Origin of the sequence: Streptomyces sp. NBC_00461 (assembly GCF_036013935.1) — a bacterium.
GTDB lineage: Bacteria > Actinomycetota > Actinomycetes > Streptomycetales > Streptomycetaceae > Streptomyces.
In genome coordinates this window covers 7,045,795-7,063,935 of sequence record NZ_CP107902.1, presented here as the reverse complement: position 1 = coordinate 7,063,935, position 18,141 = coordinate 7,045,795, and the positions used below count along the sequence as shown (strand labels likewise).

At 70.3% G+C, this 18,141-nt stretch carries 17 protein-coding genes; 5 read left to right on the top strand and 12 right to left on the bottom strand.

Annotated features, from left to right (window positions below; genetic code table 11):
* Nucleotides 1–188 precede the first annotated feature (188 nt).
* Nucleotides 189–1,523, top strand: coding sequence for a 4-aminobutyrate--2-oxoglutarate transaminase (gene gabT / locus OG870_RS33070; protein ID WP_266590297.1), 1,335 nt, complete (start codon nt 189–191; stop codon nt 1,521–1,523).
* A gap of 221 nt (nt 1,524–1,744) precedes the next feature.
* Nucleotides 1,745–2,572: a phosphatase PAP2 family protein gene (locus OG870_RS33065; RefSeq protein WP_327692343.1), complete on the top strand. Its 828-nt coding sequence runs from the start codon at nt 1,745–1,747 to the stop codon at nt 2,570–2,572.
* A gap of 58 nt (nt 2,573–2,630) precedes the next feature.
* Here OG870_RS33065 and OG870_RS33060 read toward each other — a convergent pair whose 3' ends face one another.
* The 7 genes from OG870_RS33060 to OG870_RS33030 all read right to left on the bottom strand — a co-directional run bounded on the left by OG870_RS33060 (nt 2,631) and on the right by OG870_RS33030 (nt 10,456).
* Nucleotides 2,631–3,083 carry a hypothetical protein gene (locus tag OG870_RS33060; RefSeq protein ID WP_266522251.1) on the bottom strand — a complete coding sequence of 151 codons (453 nt, stop codon included), beginning with the start codon at nt 3,081–3,083 and terminating at the stop codon, nt 2,631–2,633.
* A 171-nt stretch (nt 3,084–3,254) separates the two neighbouring features.
* On the bottom strand, nt 3,255–4,706 hold the full coding sequence (locus OG870_RS33055) for an NAD(P)/FAD-dependent oxidoreductase (protein WP_443063445.1): 1,452 nt from the start codon (nt 4,704–4,706) through the stop codon (nt 3,255–3,257).
* Between the two features lie 29 nt (nt 4,707–4,735).
* Nucleotides 4,736–5,536, bottom strand: coding sequence for an ABC transporter permease (locus OG870_RS33050; protein ID WP_266522249.1), 801 nt, complete (start codon nt 5,534–5,536; stop codon nt 4,736–4,738).
* The gene (locus tag OG870_RS33045; RefSeq protein ID WP_266522247.1) at nt 5,537–6,460 is read right to left on the bottom strand and encodes an ABC transporter permease; all 924 of its coding nucleotides are present in this window, start codon (nt 6,458–6,460) and stop codon (nt 5,537–5,539) included. It abuts the gene before it with no gap.
* The gene (locus OG870_RS33040) at nt 6,460–7,611 is read right to left on the bottom strand and encodes an ABC transporter ATP-binding protein (RefSeq protein WP_266522245.1); all 1,152 of its coding nucleotides are present in this window, start codon (nt 7,609–7,611) and stop codon (nt 6,460–6,462) included. Before OG870_RS33040 ends, OG870_RS33045 begins: the two co-directional genes overlap by 1 nt.
* Nucleotides 7,612–7,616: 5 nt before the next feature.
* Complete coding sequence (locus OG870_RS33035; protein ID WP_266590293.1) at nt 7,617–8,864, bottom strand: ABC transporter substrate-binding protein; 1,248 nt, start codon at nt 8,862–8,864, stop codon at nt 7,617–7,619.
* Nucleotides 8,865–8,920: 56 nt separating this feature from the next.
* On the bottom strand, nt 8,921–10,456 hold the full coding sequence (locus tag OG870_RS33030; RefSeq protein ID WP_266522241.1) for a gamma-aminobutyraldehyde dehydrogenase: 1,536 nt from the start codon (nt 10,454–10,456) through the stop codon (nt 8,921–8,923).
* Nucleotides 10,457–10,666: 210 nt separating this feature from the next.
* Here OG870_RS33030 and OG870_RS33025 point away from each other — a divergent pair, with 210 nt between their 5' ends.
* Entirely contained in the window at nt 10,667–11,251 is a 585-nt protein-coding gene (locus tag OG870_RS33025) for an NADAR family protein (RefSeq protein WP_266590291.1), read from the top strand.
* Nucleotides 11,252–11,722: 471 nt separating this feature from the next.
* Here the strand turns inward: OG870_RS33025 and OG870_RS33020 are convergent, their stop codons facing one another.
* Nucleotides 11,723–12,610 (bottom strand): DUF4190 domain-containing protein, encoded by an 888-nt coding sequence (locus OG870_RS33020; protein WP_266590289.1) that lies wholly within the window; start codon nt 12,608–12,610, stop codon nt 11,723–11,725.
* Nucleotides 12,611–12,892: 282 nt separating this feature from the next.
* On the opposite strand from OG870_RS33020, the gene OG870_RS33015 reads away from it, so the two are divergent.
* Together OG870_RS33015 and OG870_RS33010 are read left to right on the top strand one after the other, a co-directional pair.
* Nucleotides 12,893–13,957 carry an adenosine deaminase gene (locus tag OG870_RS33015; RefSeq protein ID WP_266843772.1) on the top strand — a complete coding sequence of 355 codons (1,065 nt, stop codon included), beginning with the start codon at nt 12,893–12,895 and terminating at the stop codon, nt 13,955–13,957.
* A gap of 19 nt (nt 13,958–13,976) precedes the next feature.
* Complete coding sequence (locus OG870_RS33010) at nt 13,977–14,678, top strand: glycerophosphodiester phosphodiesterase (protein ID WP_266843774.1); 702 nt, start codon at nt 13,977–13,979, stop codon at nt 14,676–14,678.
* Here the strand turns inward: OG870_RS33010 and OG870_RS33005 are convergent.
* The 4 genes from OG870_RS33005 to OG870_RS32990 all read right to left on the bottom strand — a co-directional run bounded on the left by OG870_RS33005 (nt 14,660) and on the right by OG870_RS32990 (nt 18,126).
* On the bottom strand, nt 14,660–16,351 hold the full coding sequence (locus OG870_RS33005; RefSeq protein WP_405624931.1) for an RNA polymerase sigma factor: 1,692 nt from the start codon (nt 16,349–16,351) through the stop codon (nt 14,660–14,662). The genes OG870_RS33010 and OG870_RS33005 overlap by 19 nt on opposite strands.
* A 186-nt stretch (nt 16,352–16,537) precedes the next feature.
* On the bottom strand, nt 16,538–17,065 hold the full coding sequence (locus OG870_RS33000) for a hypothetical protein (protein ID WP_266843778.1): 528 nt from the start codon (nt 17,063–17,065) through the stop codon (nt 16,538–16,540).
* A gap of 70 nt (nt 17,066–17,135) precedes the next feature.
* On the bottom strand, nt 17,136–17,651 hold the full coding sequence (locus tag OG870_RS32995) for a hypothetical protein (RefSeq protein ID WP_266843780.1): 516 nt from the start codon (nt 17,649–17,651) through the stop codon (nt 17,136–17,138).
* Nucleotides 17,635–18,126, bottom strand: coding sequence for an RNA polymerase sigma factor (locus OG870_RS32990; protein WP_266522225.1), 492 nt, complete (start codon nt 18,124–18,126; stop codon nt 17,635–17,637). The genes OG870_RS32995 and OG870_RS32990 overlap by 17 nt, the downstream gene beginning before the upstream one ends.
* Between the last annotated feature and the right edge of the window lie 15 nt (nt 18,127–18,141).

Here is an 18,141-nt window from a genome sequence, read left to right as displayed (position 1 = left end):
CGCGGCCGCGAGCGTGGAGCGGAACCGAACCCGGTGGTGACCGTCCACCCGTACCCGCCATGTCCACCACGGACAACCCGAATCCCCGACAGCGCCCACATGGAGCATGCCCACCCCCCTCTCCCGGCCCTAACCTGCGAGAAAAGAAGACAAGAGTCCGCAAGGCCGCACACCCCCAGGAGCCCCTCATGAGTGCACTTCCGCAGGAGCGCCGGATCGTCACCGCCATCCCCGGTCCGAAGTCGCAGGAACTGCAGGCCCGCCGTACCGCCGCGGTCGCGCAGGGCGTGGGCTCCGTGCTGCCGGTGTTCACCGCGCGCGCGGGCGGCGGGATCATCGAGGACGTCGACGGGAACCGGCTCATCGACTTCGGTTCGGGAATCGCCGTGACGTCCGTCGGCGCGTCCGCCGAGGCCGTCGTACGCCGCGCCTCCGCGCAGCTCGCCGACTTCACCCACACCTGCTTCATGGTCACTCCGTACGAGGGCTACGTGGAGGTCGCCGAGGCCCTCGCCGAGCTGACCCCGGGTGACCACGCCAAGAAGTCCGCCCTGTTCAACAGTGGCGCCGAGGCCGTCGAGAACGCCGTCAAGATCGCCCGTGCGTACACCAAGCGCCAGGCCGTCGTCGTCTTCGACCACGGCTACCACGGCCGGACCAACCTCACGATGGCGCTCACGGCGAAGAACATGCCGTACAAGCAGGGCTTCGGTCCGTTCGCGCCCGAGGTCTACCGCGTCCCGGTCGCCTACGGCTACCGCTGGCCGACCGGTCCGGAGAACGCCGGCCCCGAGGCCGCCGCGCAGGCCATCGACCAGATCAGCAAGCAGGTCGGCGCCGAGAACGTCGCCGCGATCATCATCGAGCCGGTGCTCGGCGAGGGCGGCTTCATCGAGCCGGCGAAGGGCTTCCTGCCGGCGATCAGCCGGTTCGCCCAGGACAACGGGATCGTGTTCGTCGCCGACGAGATCCAGTCCGGGTTCTGCCGTACGGGCCAGTGGTTCGCCTGTGAGGACGAGGGCATCGTCCCCGACCTGATCACGACGGCGAAGGGCATCGCGGGCGGTCTCCCGCTCGCCGCCGTCACCGGCCGCGCCGAGATCATGGACGCCCCGCACGCCGGGGGCCTGGGCGGCACCTACGGCGGCAACCCGGTCGCCTGTGCCGGTGCGCTGGGCGCCATCGAGACGATGAAGGAGCTCGACCTCAACGCCAGGGCGAAGAACATCGAGGCGGTCATGAAGAGCCGCCTCGGCGCCATCGCCGAGAAGTTCGACATCATCGGCGACATCCGCGGCCGGGGCGCGATGATCGCCATCGAGCTGGTCAAGGACCGCGCGACCAAGGAGCCGAACCCGGAGGCGACCGCCGCGCTCGCCAAGGCCTGCCACCAGGAGGGCCTGCTGGTCCTGACCTGTGGCACGTACGGCAACGTGCTGCGTTTCCTGCCCCCGCTGGTCATCGGCGAGGACCTGCTGAACGAGGGTCTCGACATCATCGAGCAGGCATTCACGCGCATCTGAGCCAAACGGAATCCGCAGGTCACACACAGGGTGCACACCACATGAGCACCATCCGCCCCAGCCCTTGCGGCTCCTGCGATTCCGGGGCCGGGGCGGCCGCCGTCAGGCCGTGTGAAGAAGGTGTGCGAGGTGGATGGCGTAACGCGATTCCGCCTGTCCTGAGCCCTTCGGCTGTCGTAGGTTCTACCCAGATGAGAGATACACCCCGCCCACAGGGGACTGTGGGCGACATCAGGACGGGGCCTCCCCAGCTTCGCCCTGGTCGTGCCCTCGCGCACACACACGGAGCTTCCGGCTCCGGATCTCCTCACCGATCGGACAGTCGCCCGCCCCAAACCCCCCGGGGTGGGCGTCGATCCGATCTGATCGGCCGCCCCGGAACCACCCCCCCTGTTCCGGGGCGGCCGGCCTCCTTTCTTCTCCTTCTCGGGCTTCCCGCCCTTCTCTTCGCGCTGATCACCTGGCAGGTCGTCTCCGACGGCCTGCTTCTGCGTGTGGACCGAAGGGTCAGCCTCGCCCTCACGCACCCGGACCGTTTCTCCGGTGGCCTCTCCGACCTGGGCAATGTCGAGGTCGCGGTGCCGGTGCTCGCCGTCGTCCTGGCCTACGTGGCCTGGCGGGGCCGGGCGTCCGGGATGTACCGCTGGTGGCTGCCGCCCCTCGCGGCGGCTCTGGTGATGGCGCTGGTCCCGGCCCTGATCGTGCCCCTCAAGGCCCTGGTCGACCGCCCGAGCACCCCCCTCATGCCCCCGTCGACCGGCTACTACCCGTCCGGCCACACCGCGACGTCCGCCGTCGCCTACGGCTCGGCGACCCTGCTCCTGCTCCCCTGGCTGCGCACGGCGTACGCCCGCCGCGCGCTGGTCGCCGCCTGCGCCGTCGTCACGCTCGCCGTCGGGTTCGGCCTGGTCCGGCGCGGCTACCACTGGCCACTGGACGTCGTGGCCAGTTGGTGCCTGTGCACGGTGCTGCTCACGTCTTTGTGGATCTTCCTGGTTCGCGTCGGCAGCACGGGTGGCCGACGCGAGAGCACTACGGAGGACGAGTAGACCTCTGGCCATCACCGGCCCGTCATGTGTCACCGGTCCGTCCTGTGTCAACGGCCCGTCATGTGCCCTCCTCGCTCGCCAGTCCCGCTGCCGCCTCGTGCATCGCCAGTTCGAGGAGCGCGGGGTCGGTGAGGGTGCCCGAGCCGTCCGGCGGGACCAGCCAGCGCACCCCACCGGTCGACCGTCCCGGGTACGGCACCACGATCCAGGTGCCGGCTCCCGCGGTGCGGATGCCCGTACCGAGCCAGCGGGCCGCGGTGCCCGGCGGCACGAAGAAGCCCATGCGCGCGTCCCCGAAGTCGACCAGGACCGGTCCCTGCCGGTCGAGGATGCGCGTGAGGACGTCGAGCGTGGGGTAGCCGAGCCGGCTCGGCAGGATGAGTACGTCCCAGGCCTTGCCGGCGGGCAGCAGCGCGATCCCCAGGGGGTTGCGCTCCCACTCCGAGCGGCAGGCCTCGGGATCCGGAGCAACGGATGCCAGCCACTCGACCGCCGTTTTCGCCCCAGCCATGTGGAGCCTCCCTGTCTCTCCTTGACGCTGATCGACGCTGATCGCGTCAAGGGAGAGAGGGAGGTCTCCTGGCAGGCATTACGCGGGTTTCCACACCCAGTTGAAGTGAGCTGGATCACATCAGATCGCACTGGATCACACGGGACCGCACCGGACCGCACCGGATCGCATTCAGCTGTCGAACCCGAGGCCCATTCTGTCCATCGTCCGCAGCCAGAGGTTGCGCCGGCCGCCGTGTGCATCGGCGCGGGCCAGCGACCACTTGGTGAGCGCGATACCGGTCCAGGCGAAGGGCTCGGGAGGGAAGGGCAGCGGCTTCTTGCGGACCATTTCGAGGGAGGTGCGTTCCGTGGTCTCCCCCGCCAGCAGGTCCAGCATCACCTCGGCACCGAAGCGGGTGGCACCCACGCCCAGACCGGTGTAGCCCGCCGCGTAGGCGACGTTGCCGTGGTGCGCGGTGCCGAAGAAGGCGGAGAAGCGCGAGCAGGTGTCGATCGCGCCGCCCCAGGCGTGCGTGAAGCGGACGCCTTCCAGCTGCGGAAAGCAGGTGAAGAAGTGCCCGGCCAGCTTGGCGTACGTCTCCGGGCGGTCGTCGTACTCGGCGCGCACCCGGCCGCCGTAGTGGTGGACCGCGTCGTAACCGCCCCACAGGATCCGGTTGTCGGCGGACAGCCGGAAGTAGTGGAACTGGTTGGCGCTGTCCCCGAGGCCCTGGCGGTTCTTCCAGCCGATCGACGCCAGCTGCTCGTCGCTGAGCGGCTCGGTCATCAGCGCGTAGTCGTAGACCGGGACGGTGTACGCCCGCACGCGCTTGACCAGGTTCGGGAAGATGTTGGTGCCGAGCGCGACCTTGCGGGCGAGGACCGAGCCGTAGGAGGTGCGTACGGCCATGCCGGCGCCGTACGGCTTCAGGGCCAGGGCCGGAGTGTGCTCGTAGACGCGCACGCCGAGCGCGAGGCAGGCACGTTTCAGGCCCCAGGCGAGCTTGGCCGGGTGGAGCATGGCAACGCCCCGGCGGTCCCACAGGCCCGCCTGGAATGTCGGCGAGTCGACTTGTTCCCGCACCGCTTCGGCGTCCAGGAACTCGACGCCGTCGGCGAGGCCCTCGCGCTCCATCTCCTCGTACCAGTCGCGCAGTTCCCACGCCTGGTACGTCTCGGTGGCCACGTCGATCTCGCCGGTGCGCTCGAAGTCGCAGTCCAGGGAGTGGCGGGCGACGGCCTTCTCGATCTCGTCGAGGTTGCGGGCGCCCAGCTCCTGCAGCCTGTGGATCTCGTCCGGCCAGCGGGTCAGACCGTTGGGCAGGCCGTGGGTGAGGGAGGCGGCGCAGAAGCCGCCGTTGCGGCCCGAGGCGGCCCAGCCCACCTCGCGGCCTTCCAGCAGGACGACATCCCGTCCGGGGTCGCGCTCCTTGGCGATGAGCGCGGTCCACAGTCCGCTGTAGCCACCGCCGACGACCAGCAGGTCGCAGGTCTCGGCGCCGGTGAGCGCGGGCTCGGCGTGGGGCTTGCCGGGGTCTTCCAGCCAGTACGGGACCGGCTGTGCGTCGGAGAGTGACTTTGTCCAACTAGGGGGTCTGGGGGTATTTCCCCCAGAATTGAGGGGCATGGCGCCTGGGGCCATGATTTCAACTCCCTACAAGGATTTTGCGGTTACGCCTTCTGCTTGTTGCGGCGATTACTGATAAGCATCGAGGAAAGCACCAGGAGTACGGCGACGAGGAACATGGCCGTACCGATGACATTGATCTGGACGGGCGTTCCGCGCTGTGCCGAGCCCCAGACGAACATGGGGAAGGTGACGGTCGAGCCCGCGTTGAAGTTGGTGATGATGAAATCGTCGAAGGAGAGCGCGAAGGACAGCAGCGCACCCGCGGCGATTCCGGGCGCCGCGATGGGCAGGGTGACGCGCAGGAAGGTCTGCGCCGGACCGGCGTAGAGGTCCTGTGCCGCCTGCTCCAGGCGCGGGTCCATCGACATCACACGCGCCTTGACGGCGACGACGACGAAGCTGAGACAGAACATGATGTGGGCGATCAGGATCGTCCAGAAGCCCAGCTGGGCACCCAGGTTGAGGAACAGGGTGAGCAGCGAGGCCGCCATGACGACCTCGGGCATCGCCATCGGCAGGAAGATCAGCGAGTTCACCGTGCCCCGCGCGCGGAACCGGTAGCGGACCAGCGCGAAGGCGATCATCGTGCCGAGAATCGTGGCGCCGGCCGTCGCCCAGAAGGCGATCTGGAGGCTGATCGACAGCGATCCGCACATGTCGGCGACGCCGCACGGATCCTTCCACGCGGCCGTGGAGAACTGCTGCCATTCGTAGTTGAAGCGCCCCTTCGGTTTGTTGAAGGAGAACACCGTGACGACGACGTTCGGAAGGAGCAGATATCCGAGTGTCAGCAGTCCCGCGATGACGACGAAATGGCGTTTGAGCCAGTTGACGACAGGCATTTAAACCAAGTCCTCCGTCCCGGCCCGGCGAATGTAGATGGTCACCATGAGCAGAATCGCAGCCATGAGGATGAAGGACAGGGCCGCGGCTGTCGGATAGTCCAGAATTCTCAGGAACTGCGTCTGGATGACGTTTCCGATCATGCGGGTGTCGGTGGAGCCGAGGAGTTCGGCGTTGACGTAGTCGCCGGCCGCCGGGATGAAGGTCAGCAGCGTGCCGGAGACCACGCCGGGCATCGACAGCGGGAAGGTCACCTTGCGGAAGGTGGTCCAGGGCCTGGCGTACAGGTCGCCGGCCGCCTCGTGGAGCCGCCCGTCGATGCGTTCCAGCGAGGTGTAGAGCGGCAGGATCATGAACGGCAGGAAGTTGTACGTCAGTCCGCAGACCACCGCGAGCGGGGTGGCCAGCACACGGTCGCCGGAGGTCCAGCCGAGCCAGTTGGTGACGTCCAGGACGTGCAGCGTGTTGAGGGTGCTCACCACCGGTCCGCTGTCCGCGAGGATCGTCTTCCAGGCGAGGGTGCGGATCAGGAAGCTGGTGAAGAACGGCGCGATCACCAGGACCATGATCAGGTTCCGCCAGCGGCCCGCGCGGAAGGCGATCAGGTACGCGAGCGGGTAGCCGAGGACGAGGCACAGGATCGTCGCGGCACCGGCGTACAGGAGCGAGCGCAGGAACTGCGGCCAGTACTCGGACATCGCGTCCCAGTAGGTGGCGAGGTGCCAGGTGACCTTGTAGCCCTCCTCCAGGGAGCCCGTCTGCACGGACGTGGAGGCCTGGTAGATCATCGGCAGCGCGAAGAAGATGACCAGCCAGAGGAGGCCGGGGAGCAGGAGCCAGTACGGCACCAGGCGGCCCCGCTTGCGCGGGGGCTTCTTCTCGGGGACCGGCGCCAGGGGTGGCGCCTCACTGAGCGTGGCCATCAGGCGGCCTCCTCCTCGACCTCGGCCACCCCGGCGTCGATGTCCTGATCCGCGTCGAGGCCGAAGGTGTGCGCCGGGTTCCAGTGCAGGACGACCTCGGCGCCGGGCACCAGCCGGGCGTCGCGGTCGATGTTCTGCGCGTAGACCTCGAACTCGGGGCAGACCGGGCTGTCGATGACGTACTGCGTGGAGACGCCGATGAAGCTTGAGTCGGCGATCCTTCCGGTGATGCGGTTGCGGTTCTCGTCGATCTCGCCCGCCTCGTCGGCGTGCGTGAGGGAGATCTTCTCGGGGCGGACGCCGACCAGTACCTTGCCGCCGGTCGTCGTCGGCGCGGAGCAGCGCGACTCGGGCAGCACCAGCTTGCCGCCGCCCGCCCTCAGGACGATGTCGCCGTCGCTCTTGGAGTCGACCTCGGCCTCGATGAGGTTGGAGGTGCCGAGGAAGTTGGCGACGAAGGTGGTGTTGGGGTTTTCGTAGAGGTCGGTGGGCGAACCGAGTTGCTCGACGCGGCCCGCGTTCATCACGGCGACCGTGTCGGCCATGGTCATGGCCTCCTCCTGGTCGTGCGTGACGTGGATGAAGGTGATGCCGACCTCGGTCTGGATGCGCTTGAGCTCCAGCTGCATCTGACGGCGCAGCTTGAGGTCGAGGGCACCGAGGGGCTCGTCGAGGAGGAGCACCTTGGGCGTGTTGATCAACGCGCGGGCGACCGCGACACGCTGCTGCTGACCGCCGGAGAGCTGGTGCGGCTTCTTGCGCGACTGCTCGCCGAGCTGGACCAGGTCGAGCATCTCCTCGACCTGTTTCTTCACGCTCTTGATGCCGCGCCGGCGCAGGCCGAAGGCGACGTTCTCGAAGATGTCGAGGTGCGGGAAGAGGGCGTAGGACTGGAACACCGTGTTCACCGGCCGCTTGTACGGCGGCAGGCTGGTGACCTCCTGGTCGCCGAGGTGGACGGTGCCGCCGGTGGGCTCCTCCAGGCCGGCGATCATGCGCAGGGTGGTGGTCTTGCCGCAGCCCGAGGCGCCGAGCAGGGCGAAGAAGGACCCCTGCGGCACGGTCAGGTCGAGCGGGTGCACGGCGGTGAAGGAGCCGTAGGTCTTGCTGATGCCGGAGAGGCGGACGTCGCCGCTGTTGTCTGTGGTCATCTTCGTCACGCCCCTGTGAGCTTCGCGAACTTCTGCTGGTAGGCCGTCTCTTCCTTCGAGCTCAGCGAGCGGAAGGCCACGGACCTCGCCTGCATGGCCTTGTCGGGAAGGATCAGCGGGTTGTTCGCCGCCGACTTGTCGAGCTTGGCAAGGTACGGCTTGACGTCCGCGACCGGACTCACGTAGTTGATGTAGGCGGCGAGTTCGGCGGCCGGCCCCGGCTCGTAGTAGTAGTCGATGAGCCGCTCGGCGTTCGTCTTGTGCCGCGCCTTGTTGGGGATCAACAGGTTGTCGGTGGACGTCATGTAGCCGTGGTCGGGGATGATGTAGCCGACATCGGGGTTGTCCGTCTGGAGCTGCACGATGTCGCCGCCCCAGGCGACACAGGCCGCCAGGTCGCCCTTGCTGAGGTCGGAGGTGTAGTCGTTGCCGGTGAAGCGGCGGATCTGGCCCTTGTCGACGGCCTTCTGCAGACGGGCTATCACCGCGTCGTAGTCGTCGTCGGTGAACTTCGCCGGGTCCTTGCCCATGTCGAGCATGGTCATGCCGACGGTGTCACGCATCTCGGTCAGCAGGCCGACCCGGCCCTTGAGCGCGGGGTTGTCGAGCAGGTCGGAGACCGACTTCACCTCGACGCCGTCGAGTGCCTTCTTGTTGAACGCGACGACGGTCGAGATGCCCTGCCACACATACGAATAGGCGCGGCCCGGATCCCAGTCCGGGCTGCGGAACTGGTCCGACAGGTTGGCGTAGGCGTGGGGCAGGTTGGCCGCGTCCAGTTTCTGGACGTAGCCCAGGCGGATCATGCGGGCGGCCAACCAGTCGGTGAGCACGATGAGGTCGCGCCCGGTGTCCTGGCCCGCGGCGAGCTGCGGCTGGATCTTGCCGAAGAACTCGTCGTTGTCGTTGATGTCCTCGGTGTACTTGACCTGGATGCCGGTCCGCTTGCGGAACGCGTCCAGCGTCGGGTGGCGCTTGCCGCTGTCGTCGACGTCGATGTACTCGGGCCAGTTGGAGAAGTTGATCACCTTCTCCTTCGCCGAGTGGTCGTCGACGGACACGCCGCCCTGCGATTTGCCGGCCGCGGGGATCCCGCAGCCGCTCAGCGCCGCGATGCCGCCGGCGGCAAGCGCGCCGCCCGCGGAGGCGCGCAGCACCGAACGGCGGGTCATGGCGGCCCGTCCGTTGCGGAGACTGCGTCGCACGGCGGCCGCTGTGGCCGGTGACAGGCGGTCGGGCTCGTACTGCTCCATGCGCGTGCTGCCCTTTCGGGAGGGTGGCGGCCGCCTGCGGACGACCGCCAGTTCTGCTATCGGTCCCCGAAGATGGTGCGGTGCCAGTCCTTCCTGGCCACCGCCGTGTTGTCGAACATGACGTGCTTGATCTGGGTGTACTCCTCGAAGGAGTACGTGGACATGTCCTTGCCGAAGCCGGACGCCTTGTAGCCGCCGTGCGGCATCTCGCTGATGATCGGGATGTGATCGTTGATCCACACGCAGCCCGCCTTGATCTCACGGGTGGCGCGGTTCGCCCGGTAGACGTCGCGGCTCCAGGCGGAGGCGGCGAGGCCGTACGGGGTGTCGTTGGCGAGCGTGATCCCATCCTCGTCGCCGTCGAACGGCAGGACCACCAGGACCGGCCCGAAGATCTCGGACTGGACGATCTCGCTGTCCTGGGCGGCGTCCGCGACGAGGGTGGGGCGGTAGTACGCGCCGTTCTCCAGAGCTCCCCCGGGAGCCTCGCCGCCGGTCACCACGCGCGCGTAGGAGCGCGCCCGGTCGACGAAACCGGCGACGCGGTCTCGCTGGACGTGCGAGATCAGCGGGCCGAGGTCGGTGCCGGCGGCGAAGGGGTCGCCGAGCCGGACGCTCTCCATGAGGGCGGCGGTCCGCTCGACGAACGCCTCGTAGAGCGGGCGCTGTACGTACGCGCGCGTGGCGGCCGTGCAGTCCTGGCCGGTGTTGATGAGCGCGCCCGCGACCGCGCCGTTGGCGGCGGCCTCCAGGTCGGCGTCGTCGAAGACCACGAAGGGGGCCTTGCCGCCCAGCTCCAGGTGGATGCGCTTGACGGTCGCGGTGGCGACCTCGGCGACGCGCTTGCCGACGGCGGTGGAACCGGTGAACGAGGTCATGACGACGTCGGGGTGACCGACGAGGTGCTCGCCCGCTTCCCTGCCGGTGCCGGTGACGATGTTGATCACACCGTCCGGGAGGCCGGCGTCGGTCGCCGCCTGGGCGAACAGCAGTGAGGTGAGCGGGGTGAGCTCGGCGGGCTTCAGCACGATGGTGTTGCCCGCGGCGATCGCCGGGAGGATCTTCCAGGCGGCCATCTGGAGGGGGTAGTTCCAGGGCGCGATCGACCCGACGACACCGATGGGTTCCCGGCGTACATAAGAGGTGTGGTCGCCGGAGTACTCGCCGGCGGACTGCCCCTGCAGATGCCGGGCGGCGCCCGCGAAGAAGGCGGTGTTGTCGATGGTGCCGGGCACGTCGAACTCACGCGTCAGCTTCAGCGGCTTGCCGCACTGCAGGGACTCGGCGCGGGCGAACTCCTCGGCGCGGTCCGCGAGCACGGCGGCGAAGCGGTGCAGCGCGTCGGAACGCTCGCCGGGGGTGGTGGCGGCCCAGCCGGGGAAGGCCTCGCGTGCGGCGGCCACCGCCGCGTCGACGTCGTCGGGGCCGGCGAGTTCGTACGTGTACACCTCGTCGCCGGTCGCCGGGTCGACGACCGCGTGCGTACGACCGGAGGTGCCCTTGGTGAGGCGCCCCGCGATGAACTGCGCGCCGTCCGCGAAGCGGTCCTGCGCCGGGAATCGTTCCGGGGTGGTATCGCCCGGGTTGTGCATGTCGCTCTCCTCCGCCGTCGCCCCGCGGCTCATGAGGTGGGTGGCGTAGCTCCAGCTCGATTTGACTGCCGATCCTGACAGAGCCGATGGCGTCCAACAAGTGATTCCGTTGTTGCCTTTTGGTTACGCGACGGAATCTGTCGACCAGGTGTCGAGTGAGCTTGGAAAAGGGGGGACGGAGTGTCAGTGGTGCCTGCCAGACTCGCGTGCATGGAAGAGATCATGGGAGAGATCGCGGGGCGGATCGCCTCCCGGGAAGCCCTGGTCAGGGAAGTCCGCGCCGGGGCCCGCATCAAGTATCTGCACTTCTGGGGTCACCGGGCACGGGCGGACGGCCGGGTGGGGTCGAGCTGTCTGAGTCAGTGGTGGCCGGCGGCGTTCACGGTGGACGGGAAGACGTATGCGACGGCCGAGCACTGGATGATGGCGGCCAAGGCTCGGCTGTTCGACGACGCGGAGGCGGAGCTGCTGGTGCTGGCCGCGGACCATCCGTCTCTCGCGAAGAAGGCGGGGCGGCTGGTGCGCGGCTTCGACGAGGAGACATGGAAGCGCGAGCGCTTCGCGATCGTGGTCGAGGGCAGCGTCCACAAGTTCACCGCGCACCCGGATCTGCGGGAGTTCCTGCTGGGCACGGGCGACCGGGTCCTGGTCGAGGCGAGCCCCATGGACCGCGTGTGGGGCATCGGCCTCGCGGCGGACACCGAGGCGGCGATGGATCCGGAGCGGTGGCGGGGGGCGAACCTGCTGGGGTTCGCGTTGATGGAGGCGCGGGGGCGGCTGGGCGGGGGCACCTGAGCCGGGTGGGCGGAGGTTGCCTGAGTCGACTGGGCGCGAGTACCGGAAGCGGCTCGGCACGGGTGCCGGAACCGACTGGGCACGGGTGCCGGAACCGACTGGGCACGGGTGGCGGAACCGGCTCGGCGCGGGTGGCGGAACCGGCTCGGCGCGGGTGGCGGAACCGGCTCGGCGCGGGTGGCGGAACCGGCTCGGCGCGGGTGGCGGAACCGGCTCGGCGCGGGTGGCGGAACCGGCTGGGCCGGGGTGCCTGAGTCGGCTCGCCGCGGGTGCCCGAGCCGACTGGGCCGGGGTCCCCGAGCCAGCCCGGCGCGGGGACCGAAACCGACTCGGCGCGAGTACCGGGCCGGTGACCGGCTGCCGCGCTGAACACACGCGGTCCGCCCGCGCGGGACCGCCTACTCGGGACCGCGCACTCGGGACCGCCCGCTCAAGACCAGGAGCGTCCGGTGTTGCCGGGCGGCCTGGACGTCAGAGGTGGGCGATGGTGGCCGCGATCATGACCGCACCGAGCACGATGCCGACGGCGCCGCAGATGATCCCCGCGAGGGCCTGGCCCGGGTTCGTCGACTCGCCGTGGCGGGCCTTGCCGCGGCTGATCACGCCGAAGATCACGGCCAGTACGCCCAGCACGACCGCGATCGGCCACAGACAGAAGACGACCACCGCGATGATGCCGAGCACGAGGGCGGCGGTGCCCATGCCGTTCCTGGGCATGGGCGTCATGCCGGGCCAGTTGTAGTAGCCCGGTCCGCCGTAACCGGCCTGGGGCGGATAGCCGTAGCCGTACGGAACCTGGCCGGGGCCCTCGGGGGCGATGGGCGGCGGGGGGATCGGCTCGCCGTGGGCATGAGGAGCGAAGGGGGCGGCGGAGCCGCTCGCGTGCGCCGCTGGGCCGGGTGGGGCGAAGGGATTGACCGGACCGCCCATCGAGGGCGTTGCGCCGGGCGGGGCGAAGGGGTTGGCCGGGCCGCCCGTCGGGGGCGTCGGGCCCTGTGGGGTGAAGGGGGTGGCCCAGGGCCGGGGGTGGGGCGGTGTGTCGTCGATGCCGGGCATGGACGTGACCGTCAGCTGGTCATGGACGGAAGGCCGCGGCGGGGTGGCCGGGCCGGGCTCGTCGGCCCCCTCCCCAGGGCCGTGCCCGGCAACCGTGTACCCGGCTCCCTGGCCTGCGACGGTGTGGCCGGGGCCCGCCTGGCCGTCGGGCGCCGGTGATGACCCCGGGTTCGGTTCCGGGGCGGGGGCGGCGGGGCTGTCCGGCTTGGCCAGGGGGACCTTGGGTGCCGCGTCGCGCGAGCCTGCCTCCGACGGTGCGGCCCACGGGTCGCGGGCGGCCGGCGTCTGCGCGTCGTCGGACATGCGCGGAATCCCCTCTGTCGAACGTTCCGTCATGCTACGGCCCGAGCCGGGAGACCCGGACCCGGACCCACGGCCAAGGGCCCACGGCCAACGCCCTGTGGCCCGGCGCCCGCCCCGCCCGGCTTCCCTGCCCTGCCTGTCCTGCCTGTCCTGCCTCACCCCACCCCGCCCCACCCCGAGAACCGAACCCCCGGCCTACGATGATCCCGACCCACCGATCAGCCGATCACCCGCGCCCCGCCAGGCCCAAGCCGCCCGGGGCGCCGTTCCGGGGAGGAACTCTTGACCGAGCATCTCGACGCGTCCGCTGCCGTGCCGCGTGACCTGCACGCCTTCATCGCCGGACTGCCCAAGGCCGAACTGCACGTCCACCACGTCGGCTCCGCCTCCCCCCGGATCGTCTCGGAGCTCGCCGCCCGGCACCCCGACTCCAAGGTGCCCACCGACCCCGAGGCCCTGGTCGACTACTTCACGTTCACGGACTTCGCGCACTTCATCGACGTGTATCTGTCCGTCGTCGACCTGATCCGCACCCCGGAGGACGTGCGGCTGCTGACCTACGAGGTGGCCCGGGATCTGGCCCGGCAGCAGGTGCGGTACGCCGAGCTGACCATCACGCCGTGGTCCTCGACCCGCCGCAACATCGACGAGCGTGCCTTCATGGACGCGATCGAGGACGCGCGCAAGGCGGCCGAGGCCGAGTTCGGGACCGTGCTGCGCTGGTGCTTCGACATTCCCGGCGAGGCCGGCCTGGAGGCGGCGGAGGAGACGACGCGGCTCGCGACCGACGACCGGCTGCGGCCGGAGGGGCTGGTGTCGTTCGGGCTCGGCGGTCCCGAGATCGGGGTGCCGCGGCCGCAGTTCAAGCCGTACTTCGACCGGGCCGTCGCCGCCGGTCTGCGTTCCGTGCCGCACGCCGGGGAGACCACCGGCCCGGAGACGGTGTGGGACGCGCTCACTCACCTGCATGCCGAGCGCATCGGGCACGGCACCAGTTCCTTCCAGGACCCGAAGCTCCTCGCGCACCTTGCCGAGCACCGGATCCCGCTGGAGGTCTGCCCGACGTCGAACATCGCCACGCGCGCGGTCCGCACCCTGGACGAGCACCCGATCAAGGAGTTCGCCAAGGCCGGGATCGTCATCACGGTCAACTCCGACGACCCGCCGATGTTCGGCACCGACCTCAACAACGAGTACGCGGTCGCCGCCCGCCTGCTGGAACTCGACGAACAGGGTCTCGCGGCCCTCGCCAGGGGCGCCGTCGACGCCTCCTTCCTCGACGAGGCGGGCAAGGTCCGCATCCGCGAGGAGATCGACAGCTACACCTCGGCGTGGCTCGCTCCCTGACGCCCGCCACAATGGGGCCATGCAGAACGTGACCGCCGTGGCCCACCGCGGCGACCCCTACCGCGTCCGCGAGAACACGATCGCCTCGCTGCGTTCCGCGCTCGACCAGGGCGCAGACGCCGTCGAGGTCGACGTACGACTCACCAAGGACGGCGTCCCCGTGCTGCTGCACGACGCGACGCTGAAACGGCTGTGGGAGCACGAGCGGCCCCTCGCCTCCCTGTCGGCGGACGAGGTGCGCGGGCTCACGGACGGCCGGGTGCCGACGCTCGCGGAGGCGCTGGCCACCGCTGACGGCACGCGGTTGATGCTGGACCTGCCGGGGATGCGGGACGTACGGGCGGCGCGCCGCGTCGTTGACGCCGTACGGGAGGCCGGGGCGTCCGAGCGCGTCTACTACACCGCGGACTCCTCCGCGATGCTCGCCGTCCGCGCCGCCGACCCGTCCGCCGAGATCGCCCTGACCTGCACCAGCCTGGCGCCCCCGCGCCCAGCGCTGCTCGCGGCGGTGAAGCCGCGCTGGCTCAACTACCGCTTCTCCCTGGTCAGTCGCGAGCTGGCCGCCCGCGTCCACCACGACGGCTACCTGCTGTCCGTGTGGACCCCGGACACCCGCCGTTCCATGCGCCGCCTCATCGACTTCGGCGTCGACTCGATCACGACCAACCGCGTCGATGTCCTGTGCGCACTGCGCGACGGTGGCTACACCCGGGAGCGCTGAGGCACCGTCGCCGGATCGGCCGGCGTCGCACGGGTCAGGTACTGCGGGACCGGGGTGTCGTCCCTGCCGGTGTCACGGACCAGGCCGTAGCGGATCACGCCCTGGGCGGGGCCGGTGGTGACGTCCTTCTCGACGGCGTCCCAGGTGGTCGGGAAGACGCTCAGGTTGTAGTCGGCGCCGCGTTCGTTCACGGTGAGGGCGACGCTGCCGTCGAGGTAGAAGTACTCGTTCTGCCACATCTGCTGGGTGCCGGCCTGCGGGACGGTGTAGCCGACGGTCGAGTTGCCCATGCCGGTGGCGGAGCTGTCGGTGTCGCTGACGGGGTCGTCCATCCGGCGGCCGCCGCCCGAGGCGACGTGGAAGAGCTTGCCCTTCAGGCCGGTCCAGGCAGGCATGACCAGGCTGCCTGACCGGTACTGCGGTGCGATCTGCCAGCGGACCAGGACATAGCCCTGGCCGGTGAGCGTCACGCTGTCGCCGCGGTGGTTCATGACGGCGTGCGCCCCGCCGGTGCTCGTGACGCCGGACGCGGGCCGGTGCGGGAGGGCGGCGGGCGGGGTGTCCGGGTCGGGCGCCCTGTCGACGGCGTCGACGACGCTGCCGTAGAGCTGGGTCTTCTGCTTCGCCACGGAGGGGGACACCGAAGGGGACGGGGAGGGCGTGGGCGAGGCGGAAGGGGGCGGTGGGCGGTGGGTGCTCGCCGCCGTGGGGGTGATCACCGCGCGAGGGTGCGGGGGCGGGGTGCCCGGGGTCTGCGTGACGACGTACGCGCCGCCCGCGACGATGGTCGCCCCCGCCGTGACGGCGACCGCGGGCTTGGCCAGGATGCCGAGCACCTTGGCGGACCAGCCGATGGAGGTGGCGGCGGCCGCCGTCTTGCCGCCGAGAGCCAGCGACAGCGTGAAGCCGACCGGGACCGGTACGAGCGCGATGCCGACCAGCAGCCGCTCCGCCGGTACGACGGACTCGCGCGCGTCGCCGCAGTAGCCGCAGCCTCTGATGTGCCGGGCCAGCCTCTTGCGCCAGACCGAGTCGGGCCGCCCGTCCCAGCGGCCGGTCAACTCCCGCAGTGCGGGGCACGCCCCGTCCAGTGCGCGCACGATCCCGCGCGAGGTCTCCAGGCGCTCCTTCATCCGCTGGACGCGTACGGCGGCGTGCTGCCGGCTGATGCCGACGGCCGCCGCCAGGTCGCGCCGGGTCAACTCGCCCGCGACCTCCAGCCACCACAGGGACAGCAGTTGCCGGTCCTCGTCGTCCAGCCAGCGCACCGCCTCCGCCACCTCGCGCCGCTGACCTTCCAACTGGAGCCGCAGCACGGTGAGTTCGGCGAAGTCGGTGGCCTCCTGGGCGGCGCTCTCGTCCAGTTGCCGGGGGGATCTGCGGCGCGCCCGGTCCCGTATCTGCCGCATGGCGATCGCCATCAGCCAGGACCGGAAGCTGTCCGGGTCGCGCAGTGAGCCGAGGTTGCCGACGGCCCGCAGCATGGTCTCCTGCACGACGTCGTCGACGTCCGCGTGGCCGTTCAGGGCGCGGCCGACGACGTTGTAGACCAGCGGCAGCCAGCCGGCGACGAGGTCGTCCAACGCGTGCCGGTCACCGGCCTGCGCGGCCGCGATGGTGGCACGCCACTCCCGCCCGACCCTCTCTCCCACGTCTGCCCTCTCCCAGGTCATATGCCGTCCGACCGCACTTTCTCAGCCCGCACCGGGTATGTGGCTATGTCCGAGGTCACAGTGCGGTCCCGGTGCGGGCGGTACAAGGGGGCTCCCGGGTGTGGGGGAAGTGGGGGACGCGAGGGGAGACGGGGTGGAGGCCGACGGGATAACACTTTTTCGGGGAGCGGATCGTGCGGGCCGCCCTCAGGTGGCGAGCAGCGGGCCGGGATGCGGGGCGGCGGTCAGCGTCTCCAGTCGCTTGATCTTCTTCCGGACGACGTAGAGCGGGAGCACGCCGAAGACGCCGAAGGACATGTCGATCACCGACCACCACAACGGGATGCCGCGCAGCGGTCCGCAGATGAGGGCGAGCGGGATGATTCCGGCGCAGGCGATCATCGCGAACTCGACGACCCAGATGTTGCGTACGGGGTCGCGGTAGGGCCCGTAGAAGGCGACCGCGATGACGAGGTGGGCGAAGGCGAGCCAGTCCGTGCCGTAGAGGAGGAAGGGGTAGTCGGTGTCCGCGGTGTCGAGTCCGCGCCGGACACGCTCGATCCAGTCCGTGAGCGCGGGGAGGTGGTCGGGCACGGACAGAGCCCTGAGCGTCTCCTCGGTCCAGCGCAGCTCGTGCACCAGGGGGAACGCCGTGGCGCCGCTGAGCACCAGGCAAACGACGAACAGGACCAACCAGGCGCGGATGCCCTTCAACAGGGCGGCTCTGTCGTTCATGACGGCAGCGTACGCCTTTATTGAACGTGTTCAAAACCGTCTGCGCGAGGTGTCTCCCTTTCCGTGGTGGCTAGTGGCGGGGCGCGCTCGACGGCGTCGCGACGGCCCGGGACCCGGGCGCGGACGGCTGGATGGAGGCGGCTCGGGTGGGTATCGGGGCAACCGTCGCGGCGGTGGATCCGGACGGTTCGGCCGCGTTCGGCCCCCTGGTCGGTCCCGCGGTCGGTGCGGAGGTCGGCGGGGCGGAACGGGACGACCGGCCGGGCCCGGCACTCGACGGTACGGGCTTCGCCGGCCGGGGCGGCAGCGTCGAGGGGCTGCTCGCCGGGAGCGGGGCGAGGGGCACCGTCGGGGAGCCGGGGGCGTCGGAGGCCGTCAGGCGCAGCGGCAGTACGACCAGGGCGGCGACACCGCAGGTCAGGGCGGCACCGGCGGCCGCGCGCAGCATCCTGCGACGGGACGCGCCGCGGCGGATCGCCTCGTAGTGGCCGGGGGGCGCGCCGAGGTGTTCGGCGGGGGGTCGCAGGATGACGGTGAGCGGGTCGTCGGGGTCGTGGTCCGGGCCCTCGTCAGAGTGTGTGATCAAGGCTTCTCCTCAGGTGGGCGCGGAGCAGTTCGCGGGCCGCGTGGAGGTCGGCCTTGACGGTTCCTTCCTTGCGTCCGGTGAGCACGGACACCTCCCGGATCGGCATGTCAGCGTAGTAGTGCAGGAGGATCGGGACGCGCAGTCGTTCCGGGAGGGACTGCACGAGCAGGCGCACCGAGGGGTCGGCCTGTTCGGGATGCGGGGTCACCGCGGCCTCGGTGGTCGCCCGGCGTACGGCTCTGCGTTCGCGCTCCAGCTTGCGCCAGTGGTCCCGGACGAGGTTGGCCGCGGTGACGTAGAGAAAACCGCGCGGCTCCGCGACGGCCGTCCAGCGTGCCCAGAGCCGGGTGAACGCCTCCGAGGCGATCTCATGGGCCGTCTCGTCGTCGTCGACCAGCCGGCGGACCCAGCCGGCGAGACGCGGATAGAGGGCGGCGAACAGCTCGGACGCGTCCTTCTCGCGGGACCGTTTCAACGTTCTCCCGGGTCG